We start from the raw sequence: 21988 nt of genomic DNA on the forward strand, positions 1-21988 counted from the left end.
TGCCAATACGCTCTGGGGCAGGTGGAGATGAAGAACAGCAAAAAGATGTTTATTATGGCTGAAGCCCTTTTGACCGTCATGGTGATTGCCGTGGCCTTTATCATGGTGCGGGAGAAAAACGGGAAAGAGCTGGACCGGATTTCTGTGATCATCCAGGATTCTGAGGACAATCAGTGGGCGGCCTTCCAATACGGACTGAAAATGGCGGAGCAGGATCTGGAGGTCAGGATGTCTGTTGTCAGCACCGGCGGCGCATTAACGGTGGAAGAGGAAAAGAGCCTGATAGAGAGGGAAATAGATAACGGGGCAGCTGCGGTCATCGTGCAGCCTGTACCGGGCGCTGAAGAAATGCTGAGGAAAATGGCAAACCGGATTCCCGTGCTGCTGACAGAGCAGACGGCGGCTGAGAGCGGAGGGGATTCCCGGCTGCCTGTTGTAGAGCCGAACCAATATGCCATGGGAGCCGCTTTGGCGGAGGAGCTGCTGAAGGATTACAGCGGCAGCCTGGATGGAAAAGTCCTGGGGATTTTCTCTAAAACAGGGGATTCACAGGCGGTTCATGAGAGAAAAAGGGGATTCCTGGAGGCCCTGAAAAACACGGAGGCAAGTATCAGCTGGTCTGTTGCGGCTCCTTTTTCGGAAGAAGGGGAAGCGTTACTGGAGGATCAGCCGGCTGTGGATTTTGTGATTGCCCTGGATGACAACAGCTTTACCATGGCCGGAGAATATGCCGCCGCGAATGATCTGCATGGGGCGTTGGTGTATGGAATCGGGAATTCCACGGAGGCGGTCTATTATCTGGATACGGGGATTGCGGGCTGCCTGGTGGTGCCCGATGAATTCAATGTGGGCTATCAGAGCCTGACGGAGGCGGCGGAGATTCTTACACATTATTTCCACAAAATGCATGACCGGACGGTTTCCTACACCGTCCTTCGCAGGGATACGCTGTTTTCCAAAGAAAATCAGGAAATCATTTTTACGATGAGCCAGTAGAATGAGGGGATTAGATGAAGGTTAGGAAATATTGTGCAGGATTGCTGCCAATTCTCATGGCGACGCTGCTTTTGGGAGCCTGCGGCAGGCAGGCGGCCGTGCCGGATAAGGTTTATGTGGGCGTGGCATGCTATAATGAAAGCGATGTATTTATCGGGGAATTGCTTGACTGCCTGAAGGAACAGCTGAATGAGCTGTCTGAGGAAGGTGTGGAAACAACGGTGACGATCCGGGATGCTGCCGGTTCCCAGCGTACCCAGAACGATCAGGTGAAGGCGCTGATCGATGAAGGGAGCAATGTCCTGTGTGTCAATCTGGTGGATCGTGCCGATCCGTCGGAGATCATTGATCTGGCAAGGGAGAATGATGTGCCTGTCATATTTTTTAACAGGGAGCCGGTTGCTGAGGATATGATGCAGTGGGAGAAGCTTTATTATGTAGGGGCAAAAGCGAAACAGTCGGGGGTGATGCAGGGGGAGCTTGCGGCTGAGCTGATACATTCGGACAGACGGGTGGACCGCAACCGTGACGGGAAGATCCAGTATGTGGTGCTGGAAGGGGAGCCTGGGCACCAGGATTCCATCATCCGTACGGAAAATGCGGTGGACACGCTGAAAAATAACGGGATAGAGCTGGAAAAGCTCAGCTACGGCATCGCCAACTGGAACCGGGCGCAGGCCCAGAACCGGATGATGCAGATGATTGGACAGCATTCCAATGAAATTGAACTGGTTCTTGCAAATAATGATGATATGGCGCTGGGAGCCATTGACGCCTATGCGAAGCTGAATATCACGGAATCCGCTATCCCTGTTTTTTTCGGGATTGACGGCACGGACGCGGGGCTGAAGGCGGTTATGGATGCAAAGCTGGCCGGGACCGTATATAATGATAAGGAAGGACAGGCGGCGGCTATGGCAAAGCTGGCGTTTTCCCTTGTATACGGGAAAGGGCTGGAGGAAATGAAGTTTGAGAACGGGAAATATATCTATCTTCCTTATTATAAAGTTACCATAGATAATGCGGAGGAGTTCCTTAATAAGGCCGGAAAATAAAATATAAAAAATAAAATGAAATGCGTTGACATTAGAGTCTGTATGTGATAGAGTAAACAAGTACGTGAGTACAGAACTGGCAAGCAGAGTATCCGCTCTCACCCTATAGCGATTGGGCTCATAGGTGTTTACAGGTTCAGGAAACCGGCAGGAAACTGCAGGGATTGAGGGAATTCAAGTGGATAGTCTGACTATCCGCTTTTTTTGTGTGTTATGCAGATGCGGCGGATAAGGCTGGTGAACCGAGTGGTTCCGGTTTATCTATCCGGCGGCTGTGCCGGAGAAAGTTGCTTATTTTTAGATTGAGGACGCACGGAGGGTGCGGATCCTTTGTTTCTTAGGAGGGAAAGACTATTAGCGAATTATTAATTAACGAACAGATCAGAGACAGGGAGATACGTTTGGTCGGGGAAGACGGTTCCCAGTTAGGAGTTATGTCTGTCAAAGAAGCTATGAAAATGGCAGAGGAAGCGGGGCTTGACCTGGTCAAGATTGCGCCTACGGCAAAACCGCCTGTTTGTAAGATTGTGGATTATGGCAAGTACAGATACGAGCTTGCACGTAAAGAGAAGGAAGCTAAGAAGAAGCAGAGAATAATCGAGATTAAGGAGATCCGTATGTCTCCCAATATCGATACCAATGATATGAATACCAAGGTTACCGCGGCGAAGAAATTCATTACCAAAGGAAATAAGGTTAAAGTGACACTGCGGTTTCGCGGACGTGAAATGGCCCATATGCAGGCAAGCAGACATATTCTGGAAGATTTTGCACAGATGTTGTCGGATGTGGCGGTAGTTGAGAAGGCTCCCAAGGTGGAGGGCCGTACAATGACTATGTTTTTAACTGAAAAGCGTTAATACGTACAGTTAAAATAGATTTTTCAGGATAATGAGTATAGGAGGATTTTGTTATGCCCAAAATGAAGACAAGCAGAGCAGCTGCAAAACGTTTTAAAGTTACCGGAACCGGAAAATTAAAAAGATCCAAAGCTTACAAGAGCCATATCTTAACTAAGAAATCCACAAAGAGAAAGAGAAATCTTAGGAAACCGGCTATTACGGATGCAACCAATGTTAAGAATATGAAAAAGATTTTACCGTATTTATAAGTCGTAAGGAGGAAATTAAGAGATGGCAAGAATTAAAGGCGGCATGAGTGCCAGAAGAAAACATAACAAAGTATTAAAACTTGCGAAAGGTTACAGAGGAGCAAGATCCAAACAGTACAGAGTAGCAAAACAGTCTGTTATGAGAGCTCTCACTTCTTCTTACGCAGGACGTAAAGAAAGAAAGCGTCAGTTCAGACAGCTGTGGATTGCCCGTATCAATGCAGCAGCAAGAATGAACGGTTTATCTTACAGCAAATTTATGTACGGCCTGAAGCTGGCTGGTATCGATATGAACAGAAAGATGCTGGCTGAAATGGCAGTAAACGATGCAGAAGGATTCGCTACGCTTGCAGAGCTGGCAAAGTCCAAAATTGCATAACAGTAATTTCTCGCTGAGAAAATTGCAGGGCTCCGGAGTGAAAACCGGAGTCTTTTTTTCTTGTAGGATAGGTTGCGGTATGTTATAATGAAAAAAGCGGACAGGCTCCGATGAAAGATAACGCCGGGCCCTGGCCGAAAGGAGAAATGGAGGACGTCGGGAGATGGAAGTATTGCTTTTGATGGGCGGTATGTTATTGATTATTATTGTTGCTGTTGTTGTTGCAGCGGTTTCTTCCGTTGTTTCGGCTGTGGCTGCAAGCGAAGACGAAGAAGAATTTTAAGAAGGAAAAGTTACGAAGAATACAGTAAAAAGCAGATGGTTTTCGCCGTCTGCTTTTTTCGTACAGATGAATTGTCAGCCAGGTTTGTGCGGAGATACGGAGTTTTTGTAAATTGTAATAAAAGTAAGAAGATATTTTCCGCATACAATAGCTATAATGGAGCCGATAATGATTGCTGCTGCCATATTAACACCTCTTTCTTTGTGGAAAATGTATGCTTTCTATTTGTATTATAACACGTATATGGGTAAATAGATAAAAAAGATGGTTAAGATATTGCTAAGGCTTTTTACAGGGGCGTTGAAGGAGGGGAAGAAGCCCTGCCGGCCATTTTTGTATCCGGCAGGGAGAGGTATTTGCCCAAATGTGGACAGGTGACCACATATATCCGTCTTGCAGTCGGGGAGGAAGCTTTATATGATGGAAGCAGAATAACTGCCCAGAAAATTTACAGGAGGTTTGTGCCATGGAGGAATTATTATACGGGGCGGCATATTACGATGAGTATATGCCCTATGAACGGCTGGATAAGGATATCAGCATGATGAAAAAAGCGGGGATTAATGTAATCAGGATCGCGGAGTCAACCTGGAGTACGGAAGAGCCGGAGGAGGGAGTGTTTGATTTTTCCCATGTGACTAAGGTTCTGGATGCCTGCGAACGGGAGGGGCTTTATGTGATCGTGGGCACCCCGACCTATGCGATTCCGGCATGGATGGCCAAGGCCTATCCGGAGGTCATGGTTACGGACAGGAGCGGCAGGCGGCCTTATGGCGCCAGGCAGATTATGGATATCACGCACCCGGCCTACCGTTTTTTTGCGGAACGGATTATCCGCAGGCTGATGGAGGCTGTGGCGGGTTACCGGTGTGTCATCGGTTTTCAGCTGGATAATGAGACAAAGCATTTCGGTACGAGCAGTGAAAATGTGCAGCAGATGTTTGTTCGTCATATGCGGAAAAAATACGAGGGAGACCTGGAACGTTTTAACCATGATTTCGGCCTGGATTACTGGAGCAACCGGATTAATTCCTGGGAGGAATTCCCCAGTGTGACGGGGACCATCAACGGCAGCCTGGGCTGTGAGTTTGAGAAATTCCAGAGGCAGCTGGTTACTGATTTCCTGAAACGCCAGGCAGAGATTGTCGGGGAGTATAAAAGGGCGGACCAGTTTATCACCCATAATTTTGACTTTGCCTGGAAGGGCTATTCCTATGGGGTGCAGCCGGATGTGGATCATTTTAAGGCGGCAGAGGCGGTGACCATTGCAGGCTGCGATATCTATCATCCCAGCCAGGACAAGCTGACCGGGAAGGAGATTGCCTTTGGCGGCGATCTGACCAGATCCCTGAAAAAGAACAATTATTTCCTGATTGAAACGGAAGCACAGGGCTTCCCGGAGTGGACGCCTTATGAAGGGCAGCTTCGTCTGCAGGCCTTCAGCCACCTTGCCAGCGGAGCGGATTCCGTGATGTACTGGCACTGGCATTCCATCCACAATGCCTGCGAAACCTATTGGAAGGGCCTGCTCAGCCATGATTTTGAGGAAAATGCGGTGTACCGTGAGGCTTGCCGGATTGGTGGGCAGTTCCGTGAGCTGAGCCCCAGCCTGCTGCATCTGAAAAAGGAAAATAAAGCGGCAATTATGGTGAGCAATGAAGCGCTGACCGCCCTGAAATGGTTCCCGTTCCCCGGAAACGGCGCAAACAGGACAGATTATAATGATGTGGTTAGATGGATTTATGACGCGCTGTATGAAATGAATATTGAATGTGATTTTGTGAGCACGCAGGAGGAAGAGCTTTCGCGCTATGACGTTCTTTTTGTGCCCGCCCTTTATTCTGCACAGGAAGACTGCCTTAAGAGGATAAGGGATTTCGCCGGACAGGGAGGCTGTGTGATAGCCACCTTTAAAACCGCTTTTACCGATGAAAATGTGAAGGTGCGCACCCAGGTGCAGCCGTATCTTCTGAAGGACTGCTTCGGGGTGAAGTACCACCAGTTTACGGCGCCTTCAGGAGTGAGGCTGACGGGAGATTCCTTTGCGCTTGCGGATGAGGAAAGAAACGCGGAGCTGTTCATGGAACTGCTGGAAACGGAGGATGCGCAGGTGATTTCCGGGTACGATCATTATGCCTGGAAAAAATATGCGGCGGTTACCAGGAAGGACTTCGGTAAGGGGCTGGGGATTTATTTTGGGTGTATGACTTCTCCGGCATATCTGAAGGCTCTGCTGGCTTCTTTATGGAAGGAAAAGGGCTGGTGGACCTGGAAACAGGAAATCCCATTCCCGCTGGTTATCAGAGAAGGAACGAATGGCAAGGGAAAGCGGATTACCTACTATCTGAACTATTCCGGCGAAGCGAAGGCGTGTGCCTGCGGAGGAAGCGGCAGGGAGCTGTTTTCCCAAAAAGCGGTAACGCAGGGAGAAATCCTGACCGTTGCACCCTGGGATCTGCTTATTGTGGAAGCATAATATTTTCATTAGTTTCCCGGCGGCCTGTTATCAGGCGGCCGGGAAAGCTATGTGTAAGGACGGAGAAAGGCTTCTGGTATGACAGAGTGCAGGCGTTATTCCATGCTTTATGAAAAGGGAACCTCAGGTTGTCAGAATGGCAGGCGGTGGATTTCCTGCTTCGGGCGAAGCGGCAGACCTATACCGGGAATGGCGGGGAGGAAAAAGAACCCTGCAGGCCGGGCGCCCATGATTTCCGTTATGAGGAAGAAGATTATTTTTATATGGACACGTATCTGGGAGGACGGCTCTTCACCGGAGAGGAAGCGGTCTGGCAAAAGCAGGAAAAGGCAGCGGTACCGATTTGGTCAATGAATTATTCCGGCCGCACGCTGGCCGACAGCTTCGATACAGGCTTTCTGAAGGAAGCGCTGGGCCTTGTGGATGAAAAAAAGCCTTTCCGGGGCCCTGCGCTTTACCGGAAAGGCGAATACCTGTACCACTGTTCTTCCTGCGGCAGTTTGGAATGGTTTCAGGGACAGGAAGAAATTTATTATGGTACCGTTAAAATTTATGAGTGCATTTTTCATGGAGGGGCTGTTGCATAGCCCTTCTTTTTTTACAATATGTTGGTTATTCGTGCAGTTCCAGGGGCAGGCCGTCAGGATCCTTAAAAAAGGTCATTTTTTTTCGGGTAAATTCATCGATCCTTACAGGCTCCGTCTCAATCCCCAGCCCGTTTAATTCCCTTATTGTGTCCTCAATGCAGGAAACATGGAAGGCAAGATGCCTCAAACCGCAGGCCTCCGGATAGCTTGGACGCGCCGGGCTGCCGGGGATGGCAAAAAGCTCAAGCTCACAGTCTCCCAGCCTCAGGTCCAGCTTATAATCACCTCTGGCCTCCCGGTAATTTTCCCGGATAATTTCAAAACCCAGCAAATCCACGTAAAAATGCCGGGAAGCCTGATAGTCGGAACAAATCAGGGCAACATGGTGTATGGTATCCAGTTTCATAAGTTTCTCCTTTTATAATTATGATCGGGTAAAGATTTTACACGTTATATCCGGAGCCTTCCAGCAGAGGGAAAGTGCGGAAAATAGCCGGATTTAAGTATATTATACTATGCTTCTGTATTTTTTACCAACATCCTTTTCGTTGACAAAGCGGAATATTGTTTCTATACTTAACTTAGAAACAGTTGAATGGATTTAGCTGCGACATGGAAGAAGAGGATCTATGAAAGAGAAAAGGATTGTCAGTATTAACATGTTCGGTGGTTTTTCGGTTTCCTGCGGAGGGACGCCTGTTGTTCTGGATTACGCAAACACTACGAAGATGATACATCTTCTCATCTGTGTGCTTGCTGTCGGCAAAGAAGGAATTCCCAGAAAAGAACTCATCAGCCGGCTTTACGGACATGATGAGCTGGAGGATCCGACCGTGACTCTCCGGGTCAATGCTCACAGGCTCCGTAAATATCTGAAAACGAAGGAATGCTTCGGTGATGCAGATTGTATTAAAATCAAAGCGGGAAGCTATTTCTGGGATCGGGAGGAACAGCCCGTTGTTTTGGATACGGAAGTTTTTCTTGAGACGGCCGGTTTGGCTCTTAAGGAAATGGACGAGGATGAGAAAATTGCCTTGCTGATAAAAGCCTGCCATATTTATCAGGGAGAGTTCCTTCCTGAGCTTGCGGGGGAAGAATGGGTAGCCGTATCCGGCATGGAATATCAGAAATTGTATTTTGACTGTCTCAGGGAAGCGGAGGCGCTTCTGAAAAGCAGAGGGCGTTTTGAAGAACTGCTGGATTTGAGTACCCGGGCCTGCAGTATTTATCCGTATGAGGAATTTTATCTGGGCCAGATAGACTGCCTGATGTCTCTGGAGCGTTTTAAGGAAGCCATGGATGTTTATGAAAAGGCCACCTCCTTCTATTTTGAAGAACTTGGGCTGACGCCGTCGGAAGAGATGATGGAACGCTTCCATGCCATGAGCGATAAGGTTCAGTTCAGGGCTGCAGTGGTAACGGATATCAAGGACGGGCTGCAGGAGGAAAAGGAGAAATACGGCGCGTATTTCTGCACCTATCCCGGCTTTACGGACTGTTATCATATCGTATGCCGTATGCTGGAAAGGAACGGTCAGGCGGCCTTCCTGATGCTGTGCACCATGGTAGACCGGGAGGGACAGCCTCTGACAGATGAGAACAAGCTGGAAAAATATATGGAAAAGCTGAAACAGGCAATTGGCTCCTCACTGCGCAGGGGGGACTTTTATACCCGTTACGGAGCCAACCAGTTTCTGATTCTGCTGATTGGCCTGCACCTGGAAGACAGCTCTGTCATCCAGAACAGAATAGACAGCCGTTTCCTCAGCTTTGGACTGAAGGCTCGTGCTGCTATTGAGTATAAGGTACAGCCTGCGGTAGAGGAAGACAGGCCGGGAGAAGAACTGTCGTTCAGACAGGCCGGTTCTATTTGGAACTGACAGGAAACAATTGCATATACATAAAGAGATATGGAAAAGGTATAACCGTCCGGAGAACATCCGGGCGGTTTTTTTGTGGATAAAGCGTGGAAGCGGCTGATATCAAACAGGAGAAAGAACAGGGTATAATGCCTGTGCTCTTTTTATTCTGATTATCTGTTATTTTCTCTGGTTAAATCAAAAAATTAAAAACTATTTAAAAAAAATTCAAAATTCCCTCTGATGTAACGCTTGGTGTTACAGGTGGTTCGCTATACTCAAATTAACAGCGAAAGGGAGGTGCTTTATGCAGAATACTCCATTACGGGCCGGACCAAAACCCAAAAACATTGTCAGTGTCTGCATAGATGAGATAAATGAAGAGCTTGTAGCGGGCAGAATGTATCATTGTTATTCTGAATCCCCCGTTTTATTTTCCAATCAGCTGCAGCTGATAACGGAAATGGAAACGTTATATGACAGGCTGAATTTTCCTCAGGCATCAACCCGGGACAGAACACTGAAATCGAGAAAGGTACAGTCGGCAAAAGGCGAGGAGGCGGAAGCAATGAGGGATGAACAGGACGTAAAGAACCAGGTCGGACGTAAAGCTTCCTTCATTGTCCGGGTAAACAGCAGGCAGAATGCAACATGGCAGGGCTCCATATCCTGGACGGAAAAGGGGGTCACAAAGCATTTCCGGAGCGCCCTTGAGCTGCTGAAGCTCATGGACAGTGCCCTGGGAGATGAAACAATGAAAGATGATTAATTAATTTTGTTTAGTGAGTTATAAAAAATGGAGAGGAGAAACAAAAAATGAAGAAGGCAAAGCATTTGCAAAGATTTTGGGCGTTTCTACTGGCTTTTGTTCTTGTCAGTACGACTATAGCCAGTGACGGTATGAGTATCGTTGCGGCTGAGGGCGAAACTACGACAGAACAGACTGTAAGCGATCCAAAAACAGCGGAACAGACATCCAATAAGGGAGGATCAGCTTTTACGGCCGAGACTGAACAGCAGGGGGAAACACCTCAGGTAGAGGAAGGTTCTAAGACAGGCGGAAACACCTCTGGCGGCAGCAGTGAGAGCTCAACCGAAGAAAGTGTTGTGGAATCGGAATCCAGTACGGAAACAGGAACAAGTGGGGAATCGGTTAGTACAGAAGATATTGTTACAACTGAAGAAGGAACAGAAGAAACTTCGACAGAGGTAACTACGGAAGTGACTACTGAGACTGAAACAGAGACATTTACCGAAACAGAAGGAGCAAAAGCTGAAACCTTCACATTTACCTTTGATATAAGCGGTAAAGGCAGTGTAACAGATGAAGAAGGCAATAATGTGGGAAGTACTGTAACCGGTGAGACCGGAAGCGTCTATAAGTTCAATGTTGAAGCAGAAGGTACTGATGTTTCCATATTAGTAGACGGAAATGAAATCGGGACATCGAACGGTTCCTATGAAGTAGCCTTTGATGCAGATAAGAAGATTACGGTAACATTTGCTGAAACAGAGTCAGAAGTAAAAGAAGAAAAATATACAATTACATTCCAGATAACCGGTAATGGTAAAGTTACGGATACGGAAGGAACGGAAATCAATAGCTTGACCGGAAAAGTCAATGAAGAACTTCGCTTTAAGGTAGAAGCGGAGAATGCCGACAGCAAGGTTACAGTTAAAATGGATGACAAAGAACTGACGGCAGCAGATGGAGTGTATACGGTACAGGGCAAGTCCGATACGGCAGTTAATGTCAATATCGAAGAGCCTGAAAAAGAAGAAATTGCATATACTCTGTATGTAGAACATTTTCTTGATACAAATAGAGGAAGGTATCACAGAGTAGATGCACCGGTTGAATTAACAGAAGCAGATTTCAAAGACGGGAAGATAGATGTAAGTAAATATGAATTTAAGCGTACCGGTATGGTATTAGTATCCGCCGAAACCCTTACAAAAGAAGATTTTGATAAGGATGGTAAGGGATATGCTGAAATTCATTACAAAGTAGCAGACGGATGGAAGATCGTTGATAACAGGCCTTCTTACCGTACCATATATCTGGGAAATCTTGATGAAGATAATCCGGATATCGTACCGGAAGGAGATTATTTTACACTGAAAGTGAAGTTCTCTTTTGAGGACGGTTCCTCCGTGGCAAATGATTTTACGGCAAAATATCTGATTGATGAAGATTCTTCCAAGAATACATATACGATATCTGTACCGAAGCAGGAAGGCTATTATCCGACCATCTCTGATACGGATGTAACATTATCCGCAGACGGAACCAGCCTGAACGGTAGCTACAGTGAAAAAGGAAGCAGGGAAATCACTGTTGTTTATAAGGTAAAACAGCTTCAGTATACGGTAAAGCATGCGTTTGAAAAGGCAGATGGAACCGAGTATACGGTTGATGATAGTCTGACGGAAACCTTCAGCGGCGATTATGGTGAGTTAACCGAAGCGAAAGCAGTTGCAGTGGATGGTTTTACACCGGAAGAGATTGCTAATGAAGTTCTTACGCAGGATGGTATTGTCATAACGATTAAGTATGACAGAAATACTTACTGGCTGACCTATGATGCCAATGGTGGTACCTATGTGGCCCGTGAATCCGGTAAGTATGAGCAGGTAATGACTGTAAAGGGAAATGATGCAACTACGCGTGTTGGATATACCTTTGATGGATGGTATCTTGATAAAGAGTTTACAAAAGAAGTTGGCAGGACCATTGAATTGAAGGAAGATACAGTACTTTATGCTAAGTGGGAAGCCAAGAAGGTTGGTTATTCTATTGTTTATCTGGCTGAAGATGTTAATGGGGCGGAAGGAAACCACGACAGGTATATTAAAACAGTATATATAGAAGCCACGAATAGGCGGAATACTACTAAGGCTGGAGATAAAATTGTAATTCCGGATTGGTATCTTCAAAATAGTTCACTTGGAGAGGAGCATTATCATCAAGCAGGCTATAATACAAACGTGATAGCTAAAGCAGATGGAACGTCTGAGGTTAGAGTGTATTATGACTTGAATGTATATAATTTTATTTTTAATGTAGCAACAAAATATTCGCCAAGCTGGAACTCATCATATACTGTTGCTGGCAAAATTACATTTGGAAAAGATACTTATACAGGAAGCCAATATAGATTTCAGGCGAAATATGGACAGAATGTATCTAGTGTATGGCCGGCTGCACAAAATGTTACCGGAACCTATAGCAACAATAAAAAGTGTTATTTTGCTACATGGGGAGATAGTATTGCTACTAAGCGTTTGATTATAGGAGACGCTGAAGTGCCGGATGAACATGTCGATGGAGCATCTAGGACTTTTAAGGCTACATGGACTGGTCGAGATACTATGGTCGTAGGTCATTATTTCTTTGAGAAAGTGGATGGCAGTGGCTATGTAGAGGATCCGGTTTATAAATCTACGGTTTATGCAGATAGTTTAAGCCAAAAGGAAATTGAAGGATATATAAAAGCTGATGAGTATAAAGACCCTGAATATAAAAATGGTGCATGGAATTATTATTTTAAATATAAGCGTCAGAGCTATAAACTATATTTCTATAATGACTCCACAAGTCCTGTAAGACAGGAAACCCTAAAATATGGCTACCCGTTAACAAACTATAATTATACACCTAATGCGCCTACAGGAAAGAACGACTATACCTTTGGCGGTTGGTATGATAACAGTGCATGCGAAGGCGCCAGAATAGATTTGACAAATATGACAATGCCCAAAGCCAATCTGGCCTTATATGCAAAGTGGATTGCCCCTGAATACGATGTAAACTTCATTTCAGAAGGCAAAACATTACATACAGATAAAGTCGAGAAAGGCAATACAGTTAATCCCTATACAGATCCTGTAAGAAACGGCTACTCCTTCATAGGCTGGTATGAGTCAACATCACCCGATGCAAAGCTATTTGACTTCGCAAAGCCTATTACAAAAAATACAAACATCTATGCACATTGGAAAGCAAATACAGAAACAACCTATATTGTCCGTTATCTGGATAAGAATACCGGAAATCCTGTTTATCCGGAAACAGCTCCAATCAGCGGCAAGGTTGGAAGCAATGTAGTAGCGAAGGCGATTAATGTAGATGGGTATTTTGTGGATGCAAAATCGAAATCCATCGTATTGTCTGCAGAAGCGGAAAATAATGTAATTGTTTTCAACTATTATAAGATAGGTTCTGTTGAATTCCAGTATGTTACCAAATATGTGGATGATAATAACAACGTAATTTATTCTTCCGGGAATTTAACAACAAAGGACAATATTTTAACAGTGGCAGCAGATGCAAAAAAAGCCCCTGGCTATATTATTACACCTACAAGAATAACAAAAAATATGACAGTCGGGGAAGTTACTGAGTTTGTATTTAACTGTACTGCAAAGAGTTATAACATCACATATGTTAATGTAGAGGGAACAACCTGGAATGGGGCAGGCACGAATCCCAATCCCTCCACCTACAAAACAACAGATGCGGATATAACTCTCGTTAATCCAAGCAAACCTTATTTTGAGTTTACCGGATGGACCTGCAGCGTTGAAGATACTGACGGAGAGCCGCATGATCCGATGCATACCGTTATATCCACAGGTTCCTATGGAGATCTCGTATTTACGGCAACCTGGGAAGAAGTATTCCCTACGGAAACGATAACCATTACTGCAGCATCTGATGAGAAGATGTATGATGGAACGCCTTTAACAAATAATGGCTATACCTACACTCAGGGAATTTTGCATCCTGGAGATAAATTGACGGCTGTAGTTGTCGGATCGCAGACAGATGCAGACAAAACAGGTGTGAATGAAGTAGAAAGCTATAAAGTAACGCGTACCACCAGTGATGGAACCATTGATGTAACATCAAAGTATAAGATTACGACTGCTTCCGGAGAACTTAAAGTAAATAAGCGCAGTGTGTTTTTTACATCCGGAGACGGTTATAAGGTATATGATGGAACAGCCCTGACTAACAGCAACGTGGTAATAAGTGGCGATGGCTTTGCAGATGGTGAAGGAGTTTCCTTTAATGTAACCGGAAGCCAGTTAGTGGCAGGAGAATCTGAGAATACCTTTGCCTATACTTTGAATGAAGGTACAAAGGCTGTAAACTATGATATTCATATACAGTTAGGAAAGCTGGTGGTTGATCCGGTAAGTGGTGAATTTAAAGTAGTAGCCGGCACAAGCTCACGTATGTATGACGGAACACCTTTTTCCTACAATGTATATAATTTAGTGGAGGGAACTTTAGTATCTGGTGATAAGCTTGTAGTAACCATAGAAGGACAACTCACAGATGTAGGAGATACAGAAAATAAAATAACCAGTGTAAAGGTTATGAATGGCACTGTAGATGTTACAGCAAGTTATCCTAAGATTAGTACGATTAATGGTAAGCTTACAGTTACTCCCCGCACAGTTATCCTGACATCAGGCTCAGCAGAAAAAGAGTATGATGGAACACCTCTGACAAATGCTACGGTAACAGTAAGCGGCTCGGGCTTTGCAGCCGGTGAAGGAGCAGTCTATGATGTAACCGGAAGCCAGACTGAAGCAGGAAGCTCTGCAAATGCATTTACTTATCAGCTGAATGATGGAACAAAGAAGGATAACTATAATATAACGAAGGCAGAAGGTACCCTGAATGTAACTAAGAGGCTTGCAACAATTACTGTAACAGCAGGAAACGACAGCAAGAAATATGATGGTACTGAATTAAGGAGTAATACCTATTCCAGCACCGGAAAGCTTGCAGACGGTGAAACCCTCCTTGTTATGGTAGAAGGAAGCATTACCAATGTTGGTTCCACAGAAAACAAAGTAGCCAGTGTTAAGGTAATGCGCGGAGAGAAAGAGGTAACCTCCAATTACGAAAATATAGTAAAGATATCCGGGAAGCTTACGGTTACCAAGAGGAACGTGATTCTCACCTCAGCTACTGACAGCAAGGCCTATGACGGAACACCGCTTACCAACAGTAATATTACTGTCGGAGGAGATGGTTTTGCAGAAGGAGAAGGTGCAGCCTATGATGTAACCGGAAGCCAGACGGTTGCGGGAACATCAGATAATACCTTTACCTATACCTTGAATAAGGGGACTTTGGAAGGCAATTATGACATTACAAAGGCAGTAGGTAAGCTTACGGTGACAGCTTCGGAAAATGTAATTATAGTTACAGCAGCCAGTGCAGACAAAACATATGACGGAACGCCGCTGACGGATGCTGGCTACGCCTACACCGGAGAGCTTGCAGGTGATGACAAGGTTGTTGCTACAGTGGAAGGAAGCATTACGGATGCCGGAACACAGGAAAATAAGGTTACCCAAGTCAGGATTATGCGCGGAACAGAGGAGGTAACAGACAGTTACAGCCATATCGACAAAGTATCCGGAACCCTGACGGTAACAAAGCGTAATGTAATATTAAGGTCCGCAGATGACAGCAAGGCATATGATGGAACGCCGCTGACAAACAGCAATGTTACAGCCGGCGGAGATGGTTTTGCAGCTGGTGAAGGCGCAAGCTATGATGTAACCGGAAGCCAGACAGAAGCAGGCAGTTCACCGAATACCTTCAGTTATGTATTGAATGAAGGCACAAAGGAAAATAACTACAATATCATTAAGAACGATGGTACATTGACAGTAACGCCGAATCTTACAGAAATCAGAATCAAAGCATCTGATGCTGACAAGATGTATGACGGAACTCCGCTGAGCAGGAATGCATACAGCAGAATCGGCGAACTTGTTGAAGGCGATATGCTGGAAGTAATGGTTGCCGGCAGCATTACGGATGCAGGAAGCACGGATAATATAGTAACTGGTGTGAAAGTAATGCGTGGTTCTGAGGATGTAACCTCCAGCTATGGTAATATTGTATTTGAAAATGGAACACTTACAGTTACACAACGTGAAGTTATTCTGACTTCAGCAAGTGACAGCAAAGCTTATGATGGAACTGCATTGACCAACAGTATGGTTACGGTTAGCGGTGATGGCTTTGCAGAAGGAGAAGGAGCTTCCTATAATGTGACGGGAAGTCAGACAGAGGCTGGAAAGTCTGACAATACCTTCACCTACAAGCTGAATAAAGGCACAAAGGAAGATAACTATGTTATTGTTCCCAAAGAAGGTGTGCTGGAAGTAACAAGAAATATGACAGAAATAAGTGTTACAGCAGGAAGTGCGAAGGAAAAATATAGTGGAGCACCGCTGTTAAGCAATACTTATTTCAGCACGGGTACATTGGCAGACGGCGACAGCCTTGTGGTTATGGTTGAAGGACAGATTACGGATGTGGGAACTGTTGCAAATACAGTGACCAGCGTAAAAGTAATGCGTGGTTCCAAAGATGTGACCGACAGCTATGGCAATATTATTACAGCAAACGGAGAACTTGAAGTAACAAAACGCGAAGTGATTTTAACCTCAGCAAGTGACAGCAAGGAATATGACGGAACACCGCTGACTAATGACTTGGTTACGGTAAGCGGGGATGATTTTGTAAAGGGTGAAGGTGCAGCTTATGATGTAACCGGAAGCCAGACCTTTGCAGGAACTTCTGAAAATACATTTACTTACGCATTAAAAGATAATACAAAGGCAGATAATTATGAAGTAACGACTGTATTTGGGAATCTGGAAGTAACAAATAAGGAAGCAGAGAAACGTATTATTACAATCACTGCAGCAAGCGATACAAAGCCGTATGATGGAACTGCTTTAACAAAGGCCTCCGCCGATGTAGAGGATCAGCTTCTGGCAGACACTGATACGCTGCTGTTTATAGTAGAAGGAAGTCAGACAATAGTAGGAAGCAGCGCAAATAAGGTTCAAAATGTCTCCATCATGAATGGTACGGAGGACGTAACGGATTACTATACGGTTATTACAGCCGACGGTACCTTAAAGGTAACAGGTAGTATAACCTACAATGAAAATGGCGGTTCCGGAAACGTGCCTGAAGACAGTAATCAGTACGATTATGATGCGGATATTACCTTAATGGGCGCAGGAGAGTTATATCGTGACAATGCAGTTTTCCTGGGATGGAGTGAAGCTCCGACAGCGCTTGTTGAAAGCCAGGAAGCAGAAGCTGCGGCAAATATTCTTGGAAGTACAATCAGGATGGGTGAGACAAATATCACAGTATATGCGGTATGGGCTATCGATGAAAATGGTCCGGATGGCGGCCCTGATGATACGCCTGATTATAAAGAATATCCGATTACCTATTATGGCAATGGAGGAAGCGGCAGTGTAACAGATACCAATATTTATCCTGTAGATTATGATGTGACATTGCTTGCAAACGGATTCAGCAAGGATGGAAATCATTTTACAGACTGGGGAATTGATGCGCAGGGTTCTGCTGTATATCAGCCGGGCAACACGCTGAGTATGGTGGAAGGCGGACTGTCAGTATATGCACAGTGGGCAGCCAACTCTGCTCCTACTCCTGAGAATCCCGATCCTAACCCTAACCCTAACCCGAATCCGACCCCTGACACGACACCGTCTACAACAGGAGTACTCGGCGAGGCACTTCCTCCCGCACAGCCTGAAGTAGGAGTCCTTGGTGAAGCGGCAGGACCGGAGGTAGGAGTTCTTGGCGAAAGCAAGGGACCTGGAACCGGAGATACAGCTCCAATCGCAGGCTGGTCATTCCTGATTATAGGTGCAGTTCTTACCCTGGGAATTACCGCCAAGAGACGGAAAAAAGACGAAAAATAATTTCCCTTTCAAAAACAAGTACTGAAATTTAAGATATAATACCAGAAAGTACCACAAAGAATTGGCGCCCGTCGGAAATAACCCGGCGGGTGCCTTTTTTATGCAAAGGATACTTTGTTAATACGCCAGGAAAGTCGTGGAATACGTTCCCGATACGCTTCCTGCGCGAAAAAAAGGCTTTTCCCTCTTAAGAATTTCTTTCGTTTTTTATCCACAATTTTTCGCTGTTTCTTCCCTGCTTATTCCTTGACTGTTTATAGTATATAGAATATAGTATACCTAAAGAACAATATTATATCTCATATAATATCATAAGTCCCAATGGAAGGGAGTGTACAATATGGTTTTTAATACAGGAGCGGCATTGTTGGATGCAATTGTGCTCGCTGTTGTCTCCAAGGAACCGGAAGGAACCTATGGATACAAGATAACCCAGGAAGTACGGCAGGTAATAGAGCTGTCGGAGTCCACCTTGTATCCGGTATTAAGAAGACTGCAGAAGGATGACTGCCTTGCAGTTTATGATATGGAATGTGCCGGCAGGAACCGCCGTTACTATAAAGTTACGGAAAAAGGAATGGCACAGCTTGCATTATATGAAGAGGAATGGAAAAAATATTCCGCCAAGATAACAGGAATGTTCGAGGGAGGTATTAATCAATGAACAGACAGGAATTTATGAATCAGCTGGAAATGCTCCTTTCGGACATTTCCCAGGCAGAACGGGATGAGGCGCTGCAGTACTATAATGATTATCTGGATGACGCGGGAATTGAAAATGAAGAGTCTGCCATCCGGGCACTGGGTTCACCCATACAGGTAGCCGCCAATATTAAGGAAGGCCTGAAAGAGGGAAATGAAGCCGGGGAATTTATGGAAAACGGCTTCCATATGAATAATGAAGAAAAGGATATGATGATTCTTCCCGGCGAAGCTTCTTCAGAAGACGATAAGGCTGCGGAAGAAACCAGGTTCGCAGACGGAAATACGGATGGTGTGTTTGACGCCATATTAAGCTCCGGCGGAGCCAATGCGGATATTGAGACGGTAGACGCAGAAATCATGAAGGCTGAGGTTGTAGATGCGGCTGTAGTGAATACGGATGCAATGGATTTGGATGTGGTGACGGCCCACAGTGATAGCGCGGATAGCAATGGAGCTGGCAGTAATGGCTTGGTTAGCAATAGCGCAAACACAGACATTACAAAAAAAGAAAATACAGCTCCGGCAAACAGCTCAGAGCCGGAGAAGGCACAGGAAGGCTTTGTGGATATCAATCCCGATCCGTTCCGCGGCCTTTACAAGGATATCGATTCCTGCCAGATTCACGGCAAAGAGCAGAATATGGATTCTGCGCAGGCAGGCCAGGGGTACCAGGGCAGCGGCCAGGGCCAGGCAAGTGGCGGCCGGAATAATCAGAACAGTTATGGAAATCAGTACGGCGGCCAGTACCAAAACGCCGGGCCGAAGCCTGAAAGCTATCAGAATCAGGCAGGCGGCCAGGACATGAATGGATATCACAATCCCAATGGCGGTCCCAACTTTGCCGGATATCAGAATCAGGGCGGGTATCAGAACCAGAACGGGTATCAGAATTACAACGGATACCAGAACGGATATCATAATCAGAATGGCGGCCAGTACCAGAGCGGCCCTGACGGATATCAAAACCAGAACGGCTATCAGTATCAAAATCCTAACGGAGCCCCGAATCCCAACGGCTATCAGAATCAGGGCGGTCCCAACGGATATCAGAATCAGTACAGCAATCAATACCAGAATCAGTATCAATACCAGAACCAGTACGGAAACGGCTGCCATCAGCCGCCTAAGAAGAAAAGCAGTGCCGGCAGAATCGCATTAATTGTTCTGCTGTGCATCTTCGCCCTTCCGGTCATCCTGCCGCTGGGCATCGCGGCAGTAGCGGTGGTATTCAGCCTGTTGGTATCGGTCATTGCGGTTCTTGGTTCCCTGGTGGTTGCAGGAGTGGTCATTCTTATCGTGGGAATCGCACTTGTCATCACCGCGTTTCTTAAGCTCTTCCTTATGCCGGCGGCAGCGCTTTATCTGTTGGGCGGCGGACTGGCATGTACCGGAATTGGCCTGGCTATGACAGCAGGAATGATATGGCTGGTAGTCAAAGTGGTGCCGGTAATGTGCAGAGGCTTTGTAAATCTGTGCAGATGGCCTTTTACCAGAAGAAATGCAGCATAAATTTAAGGAAGCAATGGCTGAAGGGAAAGCGCTTTCGGCCATCCTGGTTCAGGAGTGACTTTAATCATATGTCCGCGGAAGCGGGCGGATGGGAATTGATGCAGTATCGCAGGCAGACCTGCGATATGCGGGAGGTATAAAATGAATAAATTTTTAAAAATATCCTTACTCGCTGCGCTGGTAATGGTGGTTCTGGGAGCTGTCCTGGCGATGGCGGGAAGAGCGGCCGGCGGCAGGGCGCAGGTGGATGAAATGTACAAAAACGGGGACCTGGATCTTCCCTTTGTGAACATGCCCTATGGCTGGCACGGCGGATATTATAATGATGAATATGTGGATTATGAATATTCAGGGGACTATGATTATGATGACTATGAGGATTACAATGGATTTACGGTAGGCGACAGCGTGGAATTTGACAGTAGCTATCCGATACACAAGGCTGATTTTAAGGATACGATTCCTTATTCGGCGGCCTCTCAGACAGCAGCTTACCTGGATGTGGATATGGGCGGCGTCGGATTTTATGTAAAAAAATCCCCGGACAGCAATATTCATCTGGAAGGCATAAATGTTAAAAAAGTTCAGTATTTCCTGGAAGACGGTACGCTCTATATCAAGGCCCTTGACAGGCACAACATGGAGCATATGGACAAAATCAGCGATACGGCCACCAAAGTATACCTTTACCTGCCTGATACCTGCGCTTTTGTGGATGCGGTTATGGAAATAGGCGCGGGGGAAGCAGAAGTGTCCGTGATGGATACGGAAAGTCTCACATGTACGGTAGGCGCCGGCAGCCTGACCTTCGACGATTTAAAAGCGACGGATACCTATTTCGAACTGGGAATGGGTAAGCTTGTCCTTAAAGAAGCTGCTTTGGAAAATATGAATTTTGACATCGGTATGGGCAGCATGGAATATGAAGGAAGCGTAACCGGGGACGTATACGGCAGCTGCGGAATGGGAAGTATGTCAATGCGGCTGGACGGATATGAAAAGGATCATAATTACGAAGTGGAAGCATCTATGGGGACCGTAATTATCGGAGATAATGAATTCGGCGGGATGTCTTCAGAGAAAAGCCTGAATTACGGAGCTGACAGTTATTTTGACTTATCCAGTTCCATGGGAAAGATAGAAATTTACTTTACAAATCCGGAATGATGAACGATAATATAAGAAAGCGGCAGCCGATTTGAACGGCGGAACTTGGAGGAAATTATGGACGAATACAATAATAATGAAAATATGAACCAGGGACAGAACCAGAACACGGATCAATATGGCAGCAATGGAAATTTTAATTCCTATAATAATAACGGCTCTTATCAGCAAGGGAATGACTGGCAGAATGGCGGCTATGGGAACAGCGGTTATAATGGCGGTAGCAGTTTTAACGGAAACGGCGGTTATAACGGCGGCTACAGCAACAGCGGACGCCAGCCCGGAAGACGCCTGAGCAAATCCACTACCAATAAAATGGTATGCGGTGTGTGCGCGGGAATCGCGGAATATTTTAACTGGGACCCGACGATAATAAGAATTATATGGATAGCGGCCAGTATTTTCCTGGGAGCAGGCTTCCTGGGACTGATTGCTTACTTCATCGTAGCCGTTATCATGCCTGAGGGCTGAGACTGACAGGAGGTAATGAAGCATGTGGGATAAGATCAAACCTGAAGAACTGACGGAGAATGTTTTCCATCTCATCAATGATGACTGGATGCTGGTAGCGGCCGAGGATGGCGGCAGGACGAATGCCATGACGGCGAGCTGGGGAGGCGTAGGTATTTTATGGGGCAAGAAGGTAGCCTTCGTATTTGTACGGCCTCAGCGCTACACCAAAGAATTTATAGACAAAAGCGATAAGCTCTCGCTCAGCTTTTTTGATGACAGCTGGCGTAAGATGCTGAATTATATGGGAACCGTATCCGGAAGGGATGAGGATAAAATCGCGGCAAGCGGCCTGCATGTGGAAATGGTCAACAGCGCGCCGGTATTTAAGGAAAGCCGCATGGCTCTTATCTGCCGGAAGCTTTATGAACAGCCGATGACGGAAGAAAGCTTTGTGGACAAAGAGCTGGCAGCGCAGCATTATGCACAGAAGGACTTCCATACCATGTATGTGGTGGAAATAGAGAAGATTCTGGTACAGAACCAGTAAATCAATAAAGAAGCGGAAGACCGGGGAGAAACTATAAGCTCCGGCCTTCCGCTTTTTAGTAACAGTTCAGCCTT

General features: G+C 45.9%; 16 protein-coding genes. 15 read left to right on the forward strand and 1 reads right to left on the reverse strand.

Annotated features, from left to right (window positions below):
* Positions 1 to 27: 27 nt before the first annotated feature.
* The 7 genes from HMPREF1548_RS25670 to HMPREF1548_RS25700 all read left to right on the forward strand — a co-directional run bounded on the left by HMPREF1548_RS25670 (position 28) and on the right by HMPREF1548_RS25700 (position 6887).
* The gene (locus HMPREF1548_RS25670) at positions 28 to 996 is read left to right on the forward strand and encodes a sugar ABC transporter substrate-binding protein (protein ID WP_021639697.1); all 969 of its coding nucleotides are present in this window, start codon (positions 28 to 30) and stop codon (positions 994 to 996) included.
* Positions 997 to 1010: 14 nt separating this feature from the next.
* Positions 1011 to 2051, forward strand: a complete 1041-nt coding sequence (locus tag HMPREF1548_RS25675) for a galactose ABC transporter substrate-binding protein (protein WP_021639698.1) — start codon at positions 1011 to 1013, stop codon at positions 2049 to 2051.
* Between the two features lie 353 nt (positions 2052 to 2404).
* On the forward strand, positions 2405 to 2911 hold the full coding sequence (gene infC, locus HMPREF1548_RS25680) for a translation initiation factor IF-3 (RefSeq protein ID WP_035324002.1): 507 nt from the start codon (positions 2405 to 2407) through the stop codon (positions 2909 to 2911).
* Between the two features lie 53 nt (positions 2912 to 2964).
* On the forward strand, positions 2965 to 3162 hold the full coding sequence (rpmI, locus tag HMPREF1548_RS25685) for a 50S ribosomal protein L35 (RefSeq protein WP_021639700.1): 198 nt from the start codon (positions 2965 to 2967) through the stop codon (positions 3160 to 3162).
* Positions 3163 to 3184: 22 nt separating this feature from the next.
* The gene (rplT, locus tag HMPREF1548_RS25690; RefSeq protein ID WP_021639701.1) at positions 3185 to 3541 is read left to right on the forward strand and encodes a 50S ribosomal protein L20; all 357 of its coding nucleotides are present in this window, start codon (positions 3185 to 3187) and stop codon (positions 3539 to 3541) included.
* 749 nt (positions 3542 to 4290) lie between these two features.
* Positions 4291 to 6300, forward strand: a complete 2010-nt coding sequence (locus tag HMPREF1548_RS25695; RefSeq protein WP_021639703.1) for a beta-galactosidase — start codon at positions 4291 to 4293, stop codon at positions 6298 to 6300.
* A gap of 128 nt (positions 6301 to 6428) precedes the next feature.
* Positions 6429 to 6887: a DUF5680 domain-containing protein gene (locus HMPREF1548_RS25700; RefSeq protein WP_021639704.1), complete on the forward strand. Its 459-nt coding sequence runs from the start codon at positions 6429 to 6431 to the stop codon at positions 6885 to 6887.
* Positions 6888 to 6912: 25 nt separating this feature from the next.
* Here HMPREF1548_RS25700 and gloA2 read toward each other — a convergent pair whose 3' ends face one another.
* Positions 6913 to 7293: an SMU1112c/YaeR family gloxylase I-like metalloprotein gene (gene gloA2, locus HMPREF1548_RS25705; protein ID WP_021639705.1), complete on the reverse strand. Its 381-nt coding sequence runs from the start codon at positions 7291 to 7293 to the stop codon at positions 6913 to 6915.
* 223 nt (positions 7294 to 7516) lie between these two features.
* On the opposite strand from gloA2, the gene HMPREF1548_RS25710 reads away from it, so the two are divergent.
* The 8 genes from HMPREF1548_RS25710 (at position 7517) to HMPREF1548_RS25745 (ending at position 21914) form a co-directional block, all read left to right on the forward strand.
* On the forward strand, positions 7517 to 8767 hold the full coding sequence (locus HMPREF1548_RS25710; protein ID WP_021639706.1) for an AfsR/SARP family transcriptional regulator: 1251 nt from the start codon (positions 7517 to 7519) through the stop codon (positions 8765 to 8767).
* Between the two features lie 286 nt (positions 8768 to 9053).
* Entirely contained in the window at positions 9054 to 9515 is a 462-nt protein-coding gene (locus tag HMPREF1548_RS30710) for a hypothetical protein (RefSeq protein ID WP_021639707.1), read from the forward strand.
* Between the two features lie 47 nt (positions 9516 to 9562).
* Complete coding sequence (locus HMPREF1548_RS25720) at positions 9563 to 17533, forward strand: InlB B-repeat-containing protein (protein WP_021639708.1); 7971 nt, start codon at positions 9563 to 9565, stop codon at positions 17531 to 17533.
* Between the two features lie 340 nt (positions 17534 to 17873).
* Complete coding sequence (locus tag HMPREF1548_RS25725) at positions 17874 to 18197, forward strand: PadR family transcriptional regulator (RefSeq protein WP_021639709.1); 324 nt, start codon at positions 17874 to 17876, stop codon at positions 18195 to 18197.
* The gene (locus HMPREF1548_RS30715; RefSeq protein WP_021639710.1) at positions 18194 to 19747 is read left to right on the forward strand and encodes an HAAS signaling domain-containing protein; all 1554 of its coding nucleotides are present in this window, start codon (positions 18194 to 18196) and stop codon (positions 19745 to 19747) included. The genes HMPREF1548_RS25725 and HMPREF1548_RS30715 overlap by 4 nt, the downstream gene beginning before the upstream one ends.
* Positions 19748 to 19888: 141 nt before the next feature.
* Positions 19889 to 20914 (forward strand): DUF4097 family beta strand repeat-containing protein, encoded by a 1026-nt coding sequence (locus tag HMPREF1548_RS25735; RefSeq protein WP_021639711.1) that lies wholly within the window; start codon positions 19889 to 19891, stop codon positions 20912 to 20914.
* A gap of 57 nt (positions 20915 to 20971) precedes the next feature.
* The gene (locus tag HMPREF1548_RS30975; RefSeq protein ID WP_021639712.1) at positions 20972 to 21385 is read left to right on the forward strand and encodes a PspC domain-containing protein; all 414 of its coding nucleotides are present in this window, start codon (positions 20972 to 20974) and stop codon (positions 21383 to 21385) included.
* Positions 21386 to 21407: 22 nt separating this feature from the next.
* Entirely contained in the window at positions 21408 to 21914 is a 507-nt protein-coding gene (locus HMPREF1548_RS25745) for a flavin reductase family protein (RefSeq protein WP_021639713.1), read from the forward strand.
* Positions 21915 to 21988 lie beyond the last annotated feature (74 nt).

Origin of the sequence: Clostridium sp. KLE 1755, assembly GCF_000466465.2 — a bacterium.
In the GTDB taxonomy this organism is placed as follows: Bacteria; Bacillota; Clostridia; order Lachnospirales; family Lachnospiraceae; genus Eisenbergiella; species Eisenbergiella porci.

What these genes read in the sequence shown, in the direction of transcription:
- HMPREF1548_RS25720 (WP_021639708.1), top strand. Translation starts at nt 9,563, where the DNA reads ATGAAGAAGGCAAAGCATTTGCAAAGATTTTGGGCGTTTCTACTGGCT.
- HMPREF1548_RS25745 (WP_021639713.1), top strand. Translation starts at nt 21,408, where the DNA reads ATGTGGGATAAGATCAAACCTGAAGAACTGACGGAGAATGTTTTCCAT.
- HMPREF1548_RS25695 (WP_021639703.1), top strand. Translation starts at nt 4,291, where the DNA reads ATGGAGGAATTATTATACGGGGCGGCATATTACGATGAGTATATGCCC.
- HMPREF1548_RS25670 (WP_021639697.1), top strand. Translation starts at nt 28, where the DNA reads ATGAAGAACAGCAAAAAGATGTTTATTATGGCTGAAGCCCTTTTGACC.
- rplT (WP_021639701.1), top strand. Translation starts at nt 3,185, where the DNA reads ATGGCAAGAATTAAAGGCGGCATGAGTGCCAGAAGAAAACATAACAAA.
- rpmI (WP_021639700.1), top strand. Translation starts at nt 2,965, where the DNA reads ATGCCCAAAATGAAGACAAGCAGAGCAGCTGCAAAACGTTTTAAAGTT.
- HMPREF1548_RS30710 (WP_021639707.1), top strand. Translation starts at nt 9,054, where the DNA reads ATGCAGAATACTCCATTACGGGCCGGACCAAAACCCAAAAACATTGTC.
- HMPREF1548_RS25735 (WP_021639711.1), top strand. Translation starts at nt 19,889, where the DNA reads ATGAATAAATTTTTAAAAATATCCTTACTCGCTGCGCTGGTAATGGTG.
- HMPREF1548_RS25675 (WP_021639698.1), top strand. Translation starts at nt 1,011, where the DNA reads ATGAAGGTTAGGAAATATTGTGCAGGATTGCTGCCAATTCTCATGGCG.
- gloA2 (WP_021639705.1), bottom strand. Translation starts at nt 7,293, where the DNA reads ATGAAACTGGATACCATACACCATGTTGCCCTGATTTGTTCCGACTAT.
- HMPREF1548_RS30715 (WP_021639710.1), top strand. Translation starts at nt 18,194, where the DNA reads ATGAACAGACAGGAATTTATGAATCAGCTGGAAATGCTCCTTTCGGAC.
- HMPREF1548_RS25725 (WP_021639709.1), top strand. Translation starts at nt 17,874, where the DNA reads ATGGTTTTTAATACAGGAGCGGCATTGTTGGATGCAATTGTGCTCGCT.
- HMPREF1548_RS25710 (WP_021639706.1), top strand. Translation starts at nt 7,517, where the DNA reads ATGAAAGAGAAAAGGATTGTCAGTATTAACATGTTCGGTGGTTTTTCG.
- HMPREF1548_RS30975 (WP_021639712.1), top strand. Translation starts at nt 20,972, where the DNA reads ATGGACGAATACAATAATAATGAAAATATGAACCAGGGACAGAACCAG.